Genomic DNA, 15,679 nt, shown 5'->3' with positions numbered 1-15,679 from the left:
CCGATACATTAGCGGGATGACACAAAGACTCACGCCCGGCACGGCGGCGATGCTGGTGGTGCCGCCGATGCTGTGGGCTGGCAATGCCGTGGTCGGCCGGCTGGTGCACGACCTGATTCCGCCCCTCACCCTGAACTTCATCCGCTGGGTCCTGGCCTTTTGCATCCTGCTGCCGCTGGCGCACGCCGTGCTGCGCTGGGACAGCGCGCTGTGGCCCCACTGGCGCCGCTATGCGCTGCTCGGCCTCTTCGGCGTGGGCCTGTACAACGCATTGCAGTACATGGCGCTGCAGACTTCCACGCCCATCAACGCCACGCTGGTGGGCTCCAGCATGCCCATCTGGATGCTGGCCGTGGGCGCGCTGTTCTTCAAGGCGCCGGTTACGCGCCGCCAGGTGGCGGGAGCCTTTTTGTCCATGTGCGGCGTGCTGCTGGTCCTTTCGCGCGGCGAATGGGGGCAACTGCTGGCCCTGCGCCTGGTGCCGGGCGACCTGTTCATGGTCTTGGCCACCATCTCCTGGGCCTTCTACAGCTGGATGCTCTCGGGTACGCGCGAACCTGCGGCCATCCGCGGCGACTGGGCAGCCTTCCTGATGGCGCAGATGGTCTTCGGCCTGGCCTGGTCTGGCAGTTTTGCCGGGCTGGAGTGGGCCAGCGGGCGCACGCACATCGAGTGGGGCTGGCCGCTCATCGCCGCGCTGGCCTTCATTGCGGTGGGGCCGGCCGTGCTGGCCTACCGCTTCTGGGGCGTGGGGGTGCAGCGTGCCGGGCCGGCGCTGGCGAGCTTCTTCGTGAACCTCACGCCGCTGTTCGCGGCCCTGCTGTCGGCGGCCTTCCTGGGCGACACGCCGCAGCTGTTCCACGGCCTGGCGTTTGCCCTCATCGTCGGCGGCATCGTCGTTTCGTCACGCCGGTGACGGCGGGCCTGGCCCGTCACGCCGTGAGCGCCGTGCTGCCCGCGCCAAGCAGGTCTTCGAGATCGGCCACGGGCACCGGGCGGCCCATGAGGTAGCCCTGGAAGAACTGGCAACCGTGCAGGGCCAGGAAGTCCTTCTGGGCCTGGGTTTCGACGCCTTCGGCGATCACGTCGAGTTCCAGGTTGCGCGCCATGCCGATGATGGTCTGCACGATCACGTCGTCGGTGTGCTTGACGCCCAGGTTGCGCACGAAGGACTGGTCGATCTTGAGCTGGTCCAGCGGCAGCCGCGTGAGGTAGGCCAGCGAGGAATAGCCGGTGCCGAAGTCGTCCACCGAGAAGCGCACGCCCTTGGTCTTGAGCAGGCCCATCTTGGCGATGGTGTCGTCCACGTTGTCCAGCACCAGCGACTCGGTGAGCTCGAGCTTGAGCAGGTGCGGCCGGGCCCCGGTCTCGCGCAGCACCTCAACCACGCGGGCCACGAAATCGCGCTGGCGGAACTGCCGCGCACTGACGTTGACCGACAGCTGCACATGCCGGTAGCGCGCATCGCCCTGCCAGGCGGCCAGTTGCTCGCAGGCGGTGCGCAGCACCCAGTGGCCCATGGGCACGATGAGCTCGCTCTCCTCGGCCACGCCGATGAAGTGGCCCGGCCCGATCAGGCCGCGCTCGGGGTGGCGCCAGCGGATCAGCGCCTCGGCCCCGACGATGCGGCCATCCAGGTGGAACTGGGGCTGGTAGTGCAGCACGAACTGGCGGCCGGTCAGGGCGGCCTGCAGATCGCTTTCCAGTTGCGCGCGCTGGCTGATCGCGATCTGCATCTGCGGGTCGAAGAAGCACAGCGCATTGCGGCCCTGCGACTTGACCTGGTACATGGCGATGTCGGCCTGCTTGAGCAGGTCCACCGAAGGCTGCATCGCGCCGCCCATCAGCGTGGCGCCGATGCTGGGGGTGCTGTGGTAGGTGTGGGTCCCGAGCGTGTAGGGCTGGTTGAGCTTGCGCAGGATCTTCTGGCCCACCCGGCGCGCATAGGCCGCCGCCTCGCTGCTGTGCTCCGACAGGTCGCTGAGCATCACCACGAACTCGTCGCCGCCCAGGCGGGCCACGGTGTCCTCCCGGCGCACGCAGGTCTTCAGGCGCTGCGCCACCTGGCGCAGCAGCATGTCGCCGACCTCGTGGCCCAGGGTGTCGTTCAGGGTCTTGAAGTGGTCCAGGTCCAGGAACAGCAGGGCCCCGTGCTGGCCGCTGCGCACACTGGCCGCCGTGGCCTGCTGCATGCGGTCCATCAGCAGGCGCCGGTTGGGCAGGTTGGTCAGGGGATCGAAGAAGGCCAGGCTCTCGATCTCGGCGCTGGCCTGGCGCAGTTCGGTCACGTCGTGGTAGGTGATGACCAGGCCCGATTCGGGCGTCACGCGCTCGGTGATCTGGATCACCCGGCCGTCGGGCAGGGACTGCTCGTGCGGCCCCTGGGGCTGTGCCTGCAGGGCCAGGCGGTGCTCGATCCACAGCGCGCGCTCCGAATCGGAAGCCTGCGGCAGGTGGTGCCGCGCCTTCTCTTCGAGCACCTGGCGGAACGGGACCTGGGGTGCCAGCATGGGCTGCAGCCAGGGAAAGATTTCCTCAAAGCGCCGGTTCCACTGCACCACGCGCTGCGTACCATCGAGCAGCACGAAGCCGCTGACCATGGATTCAAGGGCCTGGTCCAGCGTGGCCTTGCTCTGGGCAATGGCCAGGCGGGCCTGCGTCATGCGGTCGATGTAGCGCAGCGCGAATCCGCCTGCCGCCAGGATCATGGCCAGGAAGGCCAGCGCCGTGAGGGCCACGGCATTGCGCTCGGTGCGCCAGGAGGCCAGGGCATCGCGCTGCGGGATGCTGGCCGAGATGCGCAGGTCCTGGTAGAGAATGGGGCGGTACACCACCAGCGCGACCTCGCCGCTCAGGCGTGCGGGGGCGCGCCATTGCGGGCCCCGCTCGTCCAGGGCATCGAGCGGCGGTGACAGCGTATGGGTGCCCACGTCCTCGCGGCTGGGCACGCTCAGCAGCATCTGCCCGCCTGCCCGCTCCAGCGTGACCTGCAGGCCGCTGATGTCCACGCCCTGCACCAGCACCGAGCTGAGCGAGGCCACGGGCAGTTCGGCCAGCGCCACCACGCGCGAGCTGTCGGCCATCTTGAGGTGGCGCGCAAAATACAGCACCCGCTCGGCACTGGCAAAGCTCACCACGGGCTGGCTGACCATGAGGGTGGAGACCGACTGGCGCAGCACCTCGTCCAGGAAGCCGGACGGCAGGTCCAGCGCCAGCCGGCTGCCCGCCGCGTCGGAAGACGCGATTACCTTGCCCTGGGCATCCACCAGCGCCACATAGCGCACCATGAGGTTCTGGCGCGCCGAGCTGCGCAGGCGCTGGCTCGCGCCTTCAGAGTCGATCCACTCCACCATGGCGGTGGACAGGCCCAGCAGTTCGTCCATGCTGGCCAGCAGCACGTCCACCGCCAACAGCGAGCGATTGAGGGCCGCCTCCGCACCCGCCACGAAGCGCGTGGCCTGCGTGGCGCTGTCGGCCAGCGCCACCTGGCGTGCATTCCAGACCAGCGCAGCCGCCACCAGCACCACCGACGCGAGGAAGAAGGCCACCGCCCCCGAGACGTAGAACTTGATGCGCGCTGGCGAGGATGGGTTCATTTGCCAGGCGCCGCGACCAGGCCGCGCACGGGCCCGATGGTTCGGTTCCAGATATCGGCGCAGCGCGGGCCGCAGCGCTGCACCCAGCGCGGCAGCACCGTGGAGGCCAGGATCTCGCGGCGGCTCTTCTCGTCCTGCTCGGAGACGGGCACGATGGCCATGTTGCCCTTGCGCCCGCCGGTGCAGCTGGCCGCCCCGCGGTTGCAGGCCATGCCGTCGGCGGTCTCGCGCTCGGCCTCTTCCCAGATCGCGGCCTCCAGCCGGGGCAGTTCGCGGCGCAGCAGCGCCCGCAGGTCGGGAGGCAGGGCCTCCCATGCTGCCTGGTTGGCGGCGAACACCGCCAGGCCCCAGGTCACCGGCAGCGCGTGCAGGTGGGAGGTCATGGTGTACAGGCCCAGGGTGTTGCCGGACATGGTGCCGGTGATCGCGCACTCGGTATTGCCGGCCGACAGGCTGGTGACGATCTGTGCAAAGCCCGTGAGCACGGGAATGCCCCCCAGCGCGCCGACGAAGTCGGCCTGGCTCGACGAGGAGACGCGGGTGCGCCGGCCCGACAGGTCGGCCAGGCTGCGCAAGGGCTTCTTGCAGAAGACCACCTGGGCCGGGTAGACGTAGATGGCCAGGGCTTCGACTCCGTGCTGGTCGCGCAAGGCCTTTTCCAGGTAGGGACGGAATGCGGCCACCGTGCTCTTGAGCGTGGCGATGTCGGGGTTCAGCCCCGCGAGGTCGGGCGCCGTGTACTCCGGGTACTGGGCCGAGAAGGAACTCATGAGCGTGGTGCCGAAGGGCACCACCCCGAGCTGCAGCAGGCGCAGCATCTCGCCGCCGGGCACACCGGCGCGGTCGAAGGGCACGATCTCGGCTTCGAACTTGCCGCCGCTCAGGCGGGCCAGGTCCTTGCTCCAGAACGGCTCTTCCTGCCGTGTGTACTGGTTGATGCCGGCCAGCCCCCCCACAATGCGCAGCTTGTACGGCGCAGCCGTCTTGGCCGCCGGCGCAGCCCCGGCCGCCTGCGCCCACGCAGCACCGCTGCCGCACGCCCACGCGCTTGCACCCAGCAGGGCCAGTGCGGCGAATCGGGCTGTCAGGACACGGGACAGGTTCATGGCATTGGTATCTCCGGCCTTATTTTTCGTCCTAGTTTCCCAAAGTATGGGAACAATGCGTGCAAAACACAACGGACTCTAATAGGGAAAGCAGTCCATTGTGCCTTTGCAGCCTCCATCCAATACCGGGAAAACACGCAGAAAAGCGCCCCCTGCAACACCCGGCCCCCGCCTCTTTCCACCGGTCTTGAGGGACACCAAGGCGCCACGCCTGCCACGCAGGGCGGCACGGACGCCGGACCGCTCAGAACGTGCCCTGGTATGCGCCGCCGTCCGCCAGCACGTTCTGGCCGGTCATGTAACCGGCCTGCACGCTGCACAGGAAAGCGCAGATGGCGCCGAACTCCTCGGCCGTGCCATAGCGGCCGGCCGGAATCTGGGCCTGCTGCAGCCTGCGGAATTCTTCCACGCTGACGCCGGCCTTGGCCGCCCCCGAACCGATGGTGCCGGCCAACCGGTCGGTATCGAATTTGCCCGGCAGCAGGTTGTTGATGGTCACGCCGCCGGCGGCCAGCTTGCTGCGCGCGACACCGGCCACGAAGCCCGTGAGGCCGCTGCGTGCGCCGTTGGACAGGCCCAGGATGTCGATGGGCGCCTTCACCGCACTGGAGGTGATGTTGACGATGCGGCCAAAGCCGCGCTCTGCCATGCCGTCCACCGTGGCCTTGATGAGCTCGATCGGGGTGAGCATGTTGGCATCCACGGCCTTGATCCAGGCATCGCGGTCCCAGTTGCGGAAATCGCCGGGCGGCGGGCCGCCTGCATTCGTCACCACGATGTCGAAGCCCAGCCCTGGACCGCCTGGCGCTGCAAACACGGCCGCACGGCCTTCGGGGGTGGTGATGTCGGCCGCGACGGCCACCACCTGCACCTTGGCGGCGGCGCCCTGCGCCTGCAGGCGGGCAGCGGCCTGCGCCAGCACATCGGCATTGCGCGCGTTGATGACAACGTGGACGCCCTCGTTCACCAGGGCCTGGGCGCAGCCAAAGCCCAGCCCCTTGCTCGCACCACACACCAGCGCCCACTTGCCCGCGATTCCGAGATCCATATCCAACTCCGTGTCTTTGATCTGCAAGCGCACACCGCGCTTGCGCTGGCCAAATCATAAGTGGAGCCGGACAGCCTTGCCCGCAACGGGGTTCACGCCGCCGGCTTGCGGGACATGCGCGTGAAGACGAAGATCCCCGCGACCACCAGCGCGGTGCCGCAGGCCACCCACACGGTGAAGGGCTCGCCCAGGATCCACACCCCCATGAGGATGGTGGACAGGGGCCCCACCATGCCGATCTGTGCGGCCATGCCGGCACCGATGCGCTCGATGGCCATCATCACCATGAGCACCGGAACGGCCGTGCACAGCGTGGCGTTGAGCACCGACAGCCAGATCACCTCCGGCGCCACCACGGCAGCGGACAAGGGCCGCAGCACCACGAACTGCAGCAGGCAGCACAGGCAGGCCACCGTGGTGGCCAGGCCCACCAGGCGCAGCGAACCGATGCGCTGCACCATCTCGCCGCTGTAGACCAGGTAGATGGCGTAGCTCACCGCGCTCAGGAACACCAGCACGGTGCCCAGCGCCACATTGCTGCCCTGCAGGGTGACCTCGTGGCCAAAGACCAGCACCACGCCGCAATAGCTCACCAGCATGCCCAGTGCCTGCGCGCCACGGATGCCGCGGCGGTACAGGACCCAGCCGAGCATCATCACCAGCGTGGGGTTGAGGTACAGGATGAGCCGTTCCAGGCTGGCGCTGATGTAGGCCAGGCCGGCAAAGTCGAGAAAGCTCGCCAGGTAGTAGCCGGTGATGCCCAGGCCGACGATGCCCAGCCAGTCCTTGCGCGACAGCGGCGCCTTGCCCCGGCTGGCCCACCAACCCATGGCGGCGAAGATGGGCAGCGCAAAGAGCATGCGGTACATGATGAGCGTGACTGCGTCGACGCCGTGGCGGTAGGCCAGCTTGACGATGATGGCCTTGCCGCTGAAGGCGATGGAACCGAACAGGGCCAGCAGAAGGCCGGAGGCCAGGTGCCGGCCCGGCGGTGAAGGTGGGGTGTTGGACACGGGATCTTGCGCCGATGTTTCTGGGCATGCCGGCAAGGCAGGAACGGCCGGGTGCGGGCACGAGTGTGGCATGGGAGGAAAGACCCATGCCATCGGTCCTCTGTTCCACCGCCCCCGCGATACGCGATGGCCCTGGCAAGAGGCGCCTCAGTGGCCCAGGGGCTTGTGGAAGATCCGGTGGTGCAACTTGCGCAGCGACCACCAGACGCCCACGGCCACCAGCGGGATGGCCAGGGCCGCCGTGGTCTCGGCCGAGAGCGGCCAGCCGATCTTCTGGGCGCCCTTGGCCAGGTAGCTCACCAGGCCCACGATGTAATAGGTGATGGCCGCCACCGAAAGGCCTTCCACCGTGGACTGCATCTTGAGCTGCAGGTCCTGGCGGTGGTTCATGGTGGCCAGCAGCGCCTGGCTGCTTTGCTGCTGCTCGATCTCCACGCGCGTGCGCAACAGGTTGCTCATGCGCGAGACGCGCTGCGACAGCGCGTCCTGGCGCCGGGCCGCCCACTCACAGGTGCTGCGCGCGGGCGTCAGGCGCCGGTCCATGAAGTCGCGGATGGTCTGCATGCCCGCCAGGCGCGATTCGGCAATGTCTTCGATGCGCTTGTCCAGCAGCGCAAAGTAGGCGCTGCTGGCCGAAAAGCGTGAATGCGTGGCCGCGTACTGGCTCTCGACCTGTCCGGCCAGGCGCGTGAGCCGGTCGAGCAATGCGGGCTCGGTGTCCCGGTCGGCGCTGCGGATCGCCTCTGCCAGTTCGGCCAGCTCGCGCTCGGCAAAGGCCAGCACGCTGGCAGCCTCGCGCGCGGCGGGCAGCCCCAGCAGCGCGGCCATGCGGTAGGTCTCGATCTCCAGCAGGCGCTGCACCAGGCGGCCCAGGCGCCGCGGCGTCATGCCGCCGGCCAGCAGCACCATGCGCGAGAAACCATCGGCATGGATGGCGAAGTCGGTGTACACCTCGCCATGGCCATCGGCCACGGTGGAGGCGACCAGCGTGTCCTCGTGCAGCACATGCTTGACCAGCGAGCCCGAACCGAAGGTGTGGGTGGGCAGCACCCACAGGTTCAGGCTGCACAGGCACTGGCCCGGCAATGCGGCCAGCCACTCCTGGGGCACGGCCTCGGCCGCGCCCACGGGATCCCGGTCGCCGAAGGCATCGACCTGTGCCGGCACCATGAAGGTCCAGGTGACGAATTCCGTGTGCATTTCCCAGCGCATGCGAAAGGCACCCAGGTCCATGCGCAGATGGGTGGTATGGGCATCGGGCAAGGCCATGTGGTGGTTGCGCAGCAGCGCGGCCACATGGGCGCGGCTGGCCTCGCGCCCCGCAGCGTCGGCCAGCATCACGATGTGGGCGATGGCCAGCGGCGCCGCCATGGCCTCTGGCGGGCGCGCATGGATCTCGTTGTGCAGCAGGGCCCGATGCGGGTGCTGCTGGAGGCTGGTAGGGGCAGGCATGCGTGGTTTGGGGAAGGTGTTCACGCCATTGTCCACGGGGTGCCCAGGGCCCCGGGGGTTGGACTCGCCAAAAAACAACGGCGCCCGAAGGCGCCGTTGTGTTGGCTCTCGAAGCAGGCCGGGCGATCAGTCCTCGACGAAGGCCTCTTCGCGCTTGCTCTTCACCGCAGGCAGCAGCACGATCACCAGCAGCAAGGCGGCAGCCGCCAGCAGGCCGGCCGACAGCGGACGCGTGACGAACACGCTCCAGTCGCCGCGCGACAGCAGCAGCGCACGGCGCAGGTTCTCTTCCATCATCGGGCCCAGGATGAAGCCCAGCAGCAGCGGCGCGGGTTCCGTGCCCAGCTTGTGGAAGATGTAGCCCACCAGACCGAAGATGCCGACCATCCAGATGTCGAAGGTGTTGTTGTTGGTCGAGTACACACCGACCGCGCAGAACAGCACGATGGAGGGGTACAGCCAGCGGTAAGGCACGGTGAGCAGCTTGATCCAGATGCCGATCAGCGGCAGGTTCAGGATCACCAGCATCGCATTGCCGATCCACATCGAGGCGATCAGGCCCCAGAACAGCTCGGGATTGCTGGTCATCACCTGGGGACCAGGCTGGATGTTGTGGATGGTCATGGCACCGACCATCAGCGCCATCACGGCGTTGGGAGGGATACCGAGCGTCAGCAGCGGGATGAAGGAGGTCTGCGAACCGGCGTTGTTGGCCGACTCGGGCGATGCCACACCGCGGATGTTGCCTTGGCCGAACGGGACTTCGCCGGGCTTGAGCTTGGTCTTCTTCTCGATCGTGTAGGCAGCGAAGGCCGCCAGCAGCGCGCCGCCACCGGGCAGGATACCGAGGGCAGCGCCCAGGGCCGTACCGCGCAGCACGGCGGGAACCATGCGCTTGAAGTCTTCCTTGGTGGGGAACAGGCCTTCGACCTTGGCGGTGAACACCTCGCGGTCGTCATCGGGGCGCGCGAGGTTGGCGATGATTTCACCGTAACCGAACACGCCCATGGCAATGGTCACGAAGCCGATACCGTCGGTCAGTTCAGGGATGTCGAAGCTGAAGCGGGCCACGCCCGAGTTCACGTCGGTACCCACCAGGCCCATCAGCAGGCCCAGCACGATCATGGCCACGGCCTTGAGCAGCGAACCCGATGCCAGTACCACAGCACCGATCAGGCCGAGCACCATCAGCGAGAAGTATTCGGCAGGACCGAACTTGAAGGCCACTTCGGTCAGCGGGGGCGCGAAGGCCGCCAGGATCAGCGTGCCCACGCAGCCGGCAAAGAACGAACCCAGCCCGGCCGCCGCAAGCGCCGGCCCCGCTCGGCCCTTGCGCGCCATCTGGTAGCCGTCGATCACCGTCACCACCGAGGACGATTCGCCCGGCAGGTTCACCAGGATGGCGGTGGTGGAGCCGCCGTACTGGGCGCCGTAGTAAATGCCGGCCAGCATGATCAGCGCAGCCACGGGAGGCAGTGCATAGGTGGCGGGCAGCAGCATGGCGATGGTGGCCACGGGGCCGATGCCGGGCAGCACGCCGATCAGCGTGCCCAACAGGCAGCCGATGAAGCAGTAGATGAGGTTCTGGAACGTGAACGCTACGCCGAAGCCCAGCGACAGGTTGTTGATCAATTCCATGGTGTGGATGCTCCTGGCTTAACCGGAAATGAAACTGGGCCACACCGGGAACTGAAGCTTCAGCGCCCAGACAAATGCCACATAGCTGCCTACGGCCAGCACGGTGGCGAGGATGAACACGTCGCGCGCCTTGAACTCGTTGCCGGCCAGGCTGGCGATGAAGGTCAGTGCATAGATGCCGACGATCAGGCCCATGGCCGGAACCCCGATGCTGGGCAGGCCGCCCAGCAGGATGCCGAAGGCCAGGTTGGCGGCGAGGATGAAGAACAGCGGCTTCCAGGCCCACTTGCCGATCTTGTCGCCGTCCACCGTCTCGACCGTGGTGGCCTTGAAGGTGATCACGGCACCGATGATGGCCAGCAGGATGCCGAGCAACAGGGGGAAGTAGCCAGGGCCCATGCGGGCGCCGTTACCGACGTTGTACGTGGTGGCACCCCACGCAAACGCGACCCCGACACCCATGAACATGAGGCCGGAAAAAAAGTCTTTCTGACTTTTGATTTGCACGATTTGTCTCCTATGCGGATTTCACAACCGTGCGATTGTGCTGGCAACAGGAGGCTTGCCGGATGTGGATTCCACCTACACCCGGTAACACTCGGGACTGCGCGTTTTCCCTATGTACAACGCATGCGAATCAGTCCATGGGAGGGGTTGCGGACATCACCTCTTCGATGGTGGTGATGCCCTCGGCCACGCGCAGTGCACCGGCCAGGCGCAGGGGCCGCATGCCATCGGAAATCGCCTGCCGGCGCAGTGCCTCCATCGACGGTGCGGTGGTGATCTTGTCCTTGAGCGCTTCGCTCACGGTGAGCAGTTCGTACAGGCCCATGCGGCCCTGGAAGCCGGTCATGCGGCAGTCCACGCAGCCCACGGCCTTGTAGGGCTGGTAGGCACCGCTGAGCTTCCATGGCTTGATGAAGGCACCCAGCGCCTCGCGGTCGGCCGACTCGTCCTTTTGCTTGCACTGCTTGCAGAAGGTGCGCACCAGGCGCTGCGCGAGCACGCCGAGCAGCGTGGCATTGATGAGGTAGGACGGAACCCCCAGCTCCATCATGCGGGTGATGGCCGAGGGCGCGTCGTTGGTGTGCAGCGTGGAGAACACCAGGTGGCCCGTGAGCGCCGCCTGGATGGCCATTTCGGCGGTTTCCAGGTCGCGGATTTCGCCGACCATGATGATGTCCGGGTCCTGGCGCATCAGCGCGCGCAGGCCTTCGGCAAAATTGAAGTCGAGCTGGGGCTGCACCTGGGTCTGGTTGAAGCTCGGTTCGATCATTTCGATCGGGTCTTCCACCGTGCTCACGTTGACCTCTTCCGTCGCCACGCGCTTGAGCGTGGAGTACAGCGTGGTGGTCTTGCCCGAGCCCGTGGGCCCGGTCACCAGGATGATGCCGTGCGGGCGCTTGACCAGCGACTCCCAGCGCGTCGCATCGTGCTGCGCGAAGCCCAGCGCGTCGAGGTCCTTGACGGTGTTGTCGGGATCGAAGATCCGCATCACCATCTTCTCGCCGAAGGCCGTGGGCAGCGTGGACAGGCGCATTTCCACTTCGTCGCCACGCTGGTTGCGGGTCTTGATGCGGCCATCCTGCGGCCGGCGCTTTTCCACCACGTCGATGCGCCCGAGCAGCTTGATGCGTGAGATCATGGCGTTGTGCACGCCCATGGGCATCTGGTAGACCGGGTGCAGCACGCCGTCGATGCGAAAGCGGATCACCCCCTGCTCGCGCCGCGGCTCCAGGTGGATGTCGCTCGCACGCTGGTCGAAGGCGTATTGCCATAGCCAGTCCACCACCTTGACCACGCCCTGGTCATTGGCGTCGAGTTGCTTGTTGCTGCGCCCCAGCTCCACCAACTGCTCGAAACTGCTGCCACCCGATGCGCCGCCTGCCTTCTGCGCGGCGCGCACGGATTTGGCCAGCGCGAAGAACTCCGCCGTGAAGCGGTGGATGTCCTGCGGGTTGGCGACCACGCGGCGCACCGTGCGGCGCGCCTGGCGCTCGACCTCGGCCACCCAGTCGTCGACAAAGGGTTCGGCCGTGGCCACCACCACCTCTTTGGGCGTCACCTGCACCGGCAGCACCTTGTGGCGCTCGGCATAGGTGGCGCTCATGGTGTCGGCCACGCGGCCTACATCGACCTTGAGGGGGTCGATGCGCATGTAGGGCAGGCCGCTGCGCTTGGCCAGGTACTCGGTGAGCAGCTCGATGTCCAGCGGCTTGCCGTCGGAGGCACGCGTCATGGCCACGGCCGCCAGCCGCACCAGGGCCGGCTGCGAGCTCTCGGCCTGCGAGCAGCGGGCAATGGTGCGCTGCGCCTCCTCCTGGGAGATCACGCCATCGGCGCTCAGCCACTCGACAAGGCGGCGCCAGTCCACGGGGCCGATGTGGTTGGCCGGTTTGATCGCTGCCTTGGCAGCGGGGACGGGCGGGGTGAGGGTGGTGCTCATGTCTGCGGGCCTCTCGGAGGGGATGGACGGGGCAGGACGGGTGGGTGGGATGCGGCAGGTTCAGGCCGCCACCGGCTTGAAGGCCCGCAGCCACTTGGTGGTGGGCAGGTCCCAGCGGGCCTGGATGGCCTCGGCCCGGGCCGCCAGTTCGGCGCGCTTGGGGCGCGTGGGCGTGCGCTGGGCCAGCACCACGGTATTGCCTTCGCGCGTGGGCTTGAAGGCCCACAGGGCGTCTTCGCCAAAGGCGCTGGCCATGCTTTTGAGGCTCTTCTCGTAGCTTGACGAACGGCCGAACAGGTTCACGGTCATGCTGCCGTCCTCGGACAGCAGGGCCCTGCAGTCGGCATAGAAGTCGGGACTGTCGAGCACGGGCGCCGCGGCGTCGTGGTCGTACAGGTCCACTGCGAGCGCATCGACGGTGCCCAGCCACATCGGGTTTCGGATCTCCTGCGCCGCATCGGCCAGCACCACACGCAGCTTGGGGCCGTCGGGCGGCAGCTTGAACCACTGGCGGCACACGGCCACCACCTGCGGGTTGAGTTCGATGGCCGTGGCGCACAGGCGCAGCTTCTTGTGGCAGAACTTGGTGATGGCGCCCGCGCCCAGGCCCAACTGCATGGCGTGGCGCTTGCTCACCGAAGCGGGCTCGACAAAGAGCAGCCAGGCCATCATGCGCTGCACGTATTCCAGTTCCAGCGCGAAGGGCTCGTCCACCCGCATGGAGCCCTGGATCCAGGGCGTGCCCAGGTGCAGGTGGCGCACTTCGCCATCGTCGGAGACGCTGACTTCGGGCAGTTCGGCGGTGCTGTTCTTCTTGCGGGTCATTCAGGTCAGTCGGTAGCGGGCCATCAGTTCGGCCCACGCGTTCAGTTTGCGCTCAAAACTCCACGAGGCGTTGGCCGGACTGGTGGAGGGAAGTTTGTGCACCGGCACGCCCAGGGCGGCGGTGCGCGCTGCGTGCTTGTAGCTTTCGCCCCCATTGTGGGCGATGGCGGCCAGGCGCGGCGCCACGGTGCGCAGCGACGCGAAGTCGTTCACCACGGCATGGCGAATGTCGGCGTCCAGGCTGCCTTCGCGCTCGCAGCTGGCGTACACATCCCACAACCCCAGTCCGCGCTCGAGCAGCCATTCGCAACGCTCGGCATAGCTGGCGGGCCCGGCAGACCCCGGCAGAGGATGCTGCGGCCAGAGGGCCTGCAGGATGCGCCAGAAGTGGTTCTGCGGGTGCCCATAGTACTGCTGCGCACGCAGCGAGGCCGCGCCGGGAAAGCTGCCCAGCACCAGCACGACGGTACTGGCGGACACCACGGCGGGCAGTCCGGCCAGGCGGGCGGCGGGGGCGTCCAGTGGCGAGGCAGGGGCGGTCGAGGGCATGGGGCAAGGGGTTCGGGACAGGATCGCCCGGTTACTATCAAATATATAGCTAAAACCCGAGAGCGAACGTCAGGAATCGGTAAAAGACCGTGACGGAGCCGGCCCGCTCTGCAGCAAGGGCGCCAGCCGCGGCAGGGCTGCCAGCGCATTGGCGGTAGAGGCCTCGGCCAGCGCCTGCGCGGGCATGCCGCGCAGTTCCGCCACCACCGCGCCGATGCGCGGCAGCTCGCCCGGGGTGTTGCGCCCCTGGGGCCGGCCCGCCTCGCGCTCGGCGGCGGTGGTGTAGAGCCAGTGCGGCGGGATGTCCGGGGAGTCGGTCTCCATCACCAGGCAATCGAGCGGCAGCTCGGTGGCCAGGCGGCGCAGCTGCAGGGCCCGGTCGTGGGTGACCGCCCCGCCGAAGCCGAGCTTGAAGCCCAGGTCCAAGAAGGCCTGGGCCTGCTGCGCGCTGCCATTGAAGGCATGGGCGATGCCCGACAGGCCCTGAACCTCGCGCAAGCCCTTGAGCAGCCTGTCGGCCGAACGGCGCACGTGCAGGACCACCGGCAGCCCGAAGCGCCGCGCCAGCTTGAGCTGCCCGCGGTAGAAATGCTCCTGCCGCTCCGGGTCGAGGCCGCCCACGAAGTAATCCAGGCCGATCTCCCCGACGGCGACGAGGCGCGGATCGCCCCGGCGCTCTTCGAGCTCCCGGGCCAGCCATTCCAGGTCGTCGTCCGCCGCCGTGCGGGTGCACAGGGGGTGGATTCCCAGGGCATAGCTGTCCCCATACTGGTGCGCCAGCAGGCGCACAGCGTCCCAGTTGGCGCGCTCTACCGCAGGCAGCACGCAGTGCGCCACGCCGGCCTCACGGGCCTGGTTGCGCACGGTGTCCACGTCGCTCGCCAGTTCGGGCGCATCGAGGTGGCAGTGGGTGTCTATCCAGAAGCTCATGCAACATGATGCACGATGAAGCCCCCGATGTGCACAAGGGCGCGATCCGTGCTACTGTGAAACCATGCACCGCGCCAAGGTGTACCGGAAGGTGACAGGATGCCCAGACCCACTGTCTACAGCAGCTCCCGCCCCGCCCGCCGCCCTGCCGGGGCCGCGGCCCCGAGCAGCGCTGTGCCCTCGGAACCGGCCCGCCCGGCGGAGTCCGTGGCTGCGCCAGCCCCTAGCCAGCCCGCCGGCAGGCCCCAGGCGGTGGTTCTCTCGCGCCGCAACCTCTATGCCCTGTGGGCGGCCCTGCTGCTGCTGGCCTCCCTGCTGGTGGCCAGCGTGTGGCTGAACCAGCGCAGCGTGCCCCGCAAGCTCACCCAGGAAGACATCGACCAGGCGGTGCTGCGCACGCTGGAAACCACCACCCTGCCCTCGGCGGCGGCACGCGCCGTGGAAACCATCGCGCCCTCGGTGGTGCGCGTGGTCGGCTTCGGGCGCAGCAAGAGCGGCAAGGAGGAGGTGGAGCGCGGCGTGGGCACGGGCGTGGTGATCGTCGACAAGGGCGTCATCCTCACCAACCTGCATGTGGTGCAGGGGGCCGACCGCATCCAGTTGACCTTCCACGACGGGCTGCAGACCACCGCCACCATCACCGGCGTGCAGCCCGAGAACGACCTGGCCGTGCTGCAGGCGCACAAGGTGCCCGACGATCTGGAGGCCGCCTCCCTGCGCTCCACGAATGACCTGCGCCCCGGTGACCAGGTCGCCGTGGTGGGCTTTCCCTTCGGCATCGGGCCTTCGGCTTCGGCCGGCGTCATTTCCGGGCTGGGGCGCCAGTTCACCTCGCCCGAGGGCAAGCGCGAGCTCGGTAACCTGATCCAGTTCGACGCCGCGGCCAACCCCGGCAACTCGGGCGGCCCCCTGGTCACCATGGACGGCGAGGTGATCGGCATCGTCACCGCCATCCTGAATCCCACGCCGGCACGCACCTTCATCGGCATCGGTTTTGCCGTGCCCATCGAGAACGCGGCCTCGGCCGTGGGCATGTCGCCTTTCTGACCTGAACCTTCACCCATCGCAAGGAGCCC

13 protein-coding genes are annotated in these 15,679 nt (G+C 67.9%); 2 read left to right on the top strand and 11 right to left on the bottom strand.

Translation table 11 applies throughout. The annotated features are described in order from the left end of the window. The first annotated feature begins 16 nt into the window (after positions 1 to 16). Positions 17 to 916, top strand: a complete 900-nt coding sequence (locus AC07X5_RS27885) for a DMT family transporter (protein ID WP_494772779.1) — start codon at positions 17 to 19, stop codon at positions 914 to 916. Positions 917 to 932: 16 nt separating this feature from the next. Here AC07X5_RS27885 and AC07X5_RS27880 read toward each other — a convergent pair whose 3' ends face one another. The 11 genes from AC07X5_RS27880 to AC07X5_RS27830 all read right to left on the bottom strand — a co-directional run bounded on the left by AC07X5_RS27880 (position 933) and on the right by AC07X5_RS27830 (position 14,603). Beyond that, the gene (locus AC07X5_RS27880) at positions 933 to 3,596 is read right to left on the bottom strand and encodes a bifunctional diguanylate cyclase/phosphodiesterase (protein ID WP_494772778.1); all 2,664 of its coding nucleotides are present in this window, start codon (positions 3,594 to 3,596) and stop codon (positions 933 to 935) included. After that, positions 3,593 to 4,702 (bottom strand): TRAP transporter substrate-binding protein, encoded by a 1,110-nt coding sequence (locus tag AC07X5_RS27875; protein ID WP_494772777.1) that lies wholly within the window; start codon positions 4,700 to 4,702, stop codon positions 3,593 to 3,595. Before AC07X5_RS27875 ends, AC07X5_RS27880 begins: the two co-directional genes overlap by 4 nt. Before the next feature lie 244 nt (positions 4,703 to 4,946). Continuing rightward, positions 4,947 to 5,750 carry an SDR family oxidoreductase gene (locus tag AC07X5_RS27870; protein WP_494772776.1) on the bottom strand — a complete coding sequence of 268 codons (804 nt, stop codon included), beginning with the start codon at positions 5,748 to 5,750 and terminating at the stop codon, positions 4,947 to 4,949. 92 nt (positions 5,751 to 5,842) lie between these two features. Then, positions 5,843 to 6,763 (bottom strand): DMT family transporter, encoded by a 921-nt coding sequence (locus AC07X5_RS27865; RefSeq protein ID WP_494772775.1) that lies wholly within the window; start codon positions 6,761 to 6,763, stop codon positions 5,843 to 5,845. Between the two features lie 147 nt (positions 6,764 to 6,910). Then, positions 6,911 to 8,215 (bottom strand): DUF3422 family protein, encoded by a 1,305-nt coding sequence (locus tag AC07X5_RS27860; RefSeq protein ID WP_494772774.1) that lies wholly within the window; start codon positions 8,213 to 8,215, stop codon positions 6,911 to 6,913. Positions 8,216 to 8,341: 126 nt separating this feature from the next. After that, complete coding sequence (locus tag AC07X5_RS27855; protein WP_409962126.1) at positions 8,342 to 9,853, bottom strand: tripartite tricarboxylate transporter permease; 1,512 nt, start codon at positions 9,851 to 9,853, stop codon at positions 8,342 to 8,344. Between the two features lie 18 nt (positions 9,854 to 9,871). Beyond that, on the bottom strand, positions 9,872 to 10,360 hold the full coding sequence (locus tag AC07X5_RS27850; protein ID WP_409962124.1) for a tripartite tricarboxylate transporter TctB family protein: 489 nt from the start codon (positions 10,358 to 10,360) through the stop codon (positions 9,872 to 9,874). A 130-nt stretch (positions 10,361 to 10,490) separates the two neighbouring features. After that, the gene (gene tfpB / locus AC07X5_RS27845) at positions 10,491 to 12,299 is read right to left on the bottom strand and encodes a type IV pilus assembly ATPase TfpB (RefSeq protein ID WP_494772773.1); all 1,809 of its coding nucleotides are present in this window, start codon (positions 12,297 to 12,299) and stop codon (positions 10,491 to 10,493) included. 60 nt (positions 12,300 to 12,359) lie between these two features. Continuing rightward, positions 12,360 to 13,124, bottom strand: a complete 765-nt coding sequence (locus tag AC07X5_RS27840; protein WP_409962120.1) for a class I SAM-dependent methyltransferase — start codon at positions 13,122 to 13,124, stop codon at positions 12,360 to 12,362. Beyond that, complete coding sequence (locus AC07X5_RS27835; protein ID WP_409962118.1) at positions 13,125 to 13,673, bottom strand: DNA-deoxyinosine glycosylase; 549 nt, start codon at positions 13,671 to 13,673, stop codon at positions 13,125 to 13,127. A 69-nt stretch (positions 13,674 to 13,742) separates the two neighbouring features. After that, complete coding sequence (locus tag AC07X5_RS27830; RefSeq protein ID WP_494772772.1) at positions 13,743 to 14,603, bottom strand: TatD family hydrolase; 861 nt, start codon at positions 14,601 to 14,603, stop codon at positions 13,743 to 13,745. Between the two features lie 99 nt (positions 14,604 to 14,702). On the opposite strand from AC07X5_RS27830, the gene AC07X5_RS27825 reads away from it, so the two are divergent. Continuing rightward, complete coding sequence (locus AC07X5_RS27825) at positions 14,703 to 15,650, top strand: S1C family serine protease (protein ID WP_494772771.1); 948 nt, start codon at positions 14,703 to 14,705, stop codon at positions 15,648 to 15,650. Positions 15,651 to 15,679: the final 29 nt, after the last annotated feature.

The sequence above is a fragment of the Acidovorax sp. GW458-11-26-14-TSB4 genome, from assembly GCF_059423865.1.
Note: the sequence above shows the minus strand (reverse complement) of the source record. Positions and strands in the feature narration are given on the sequence as shown.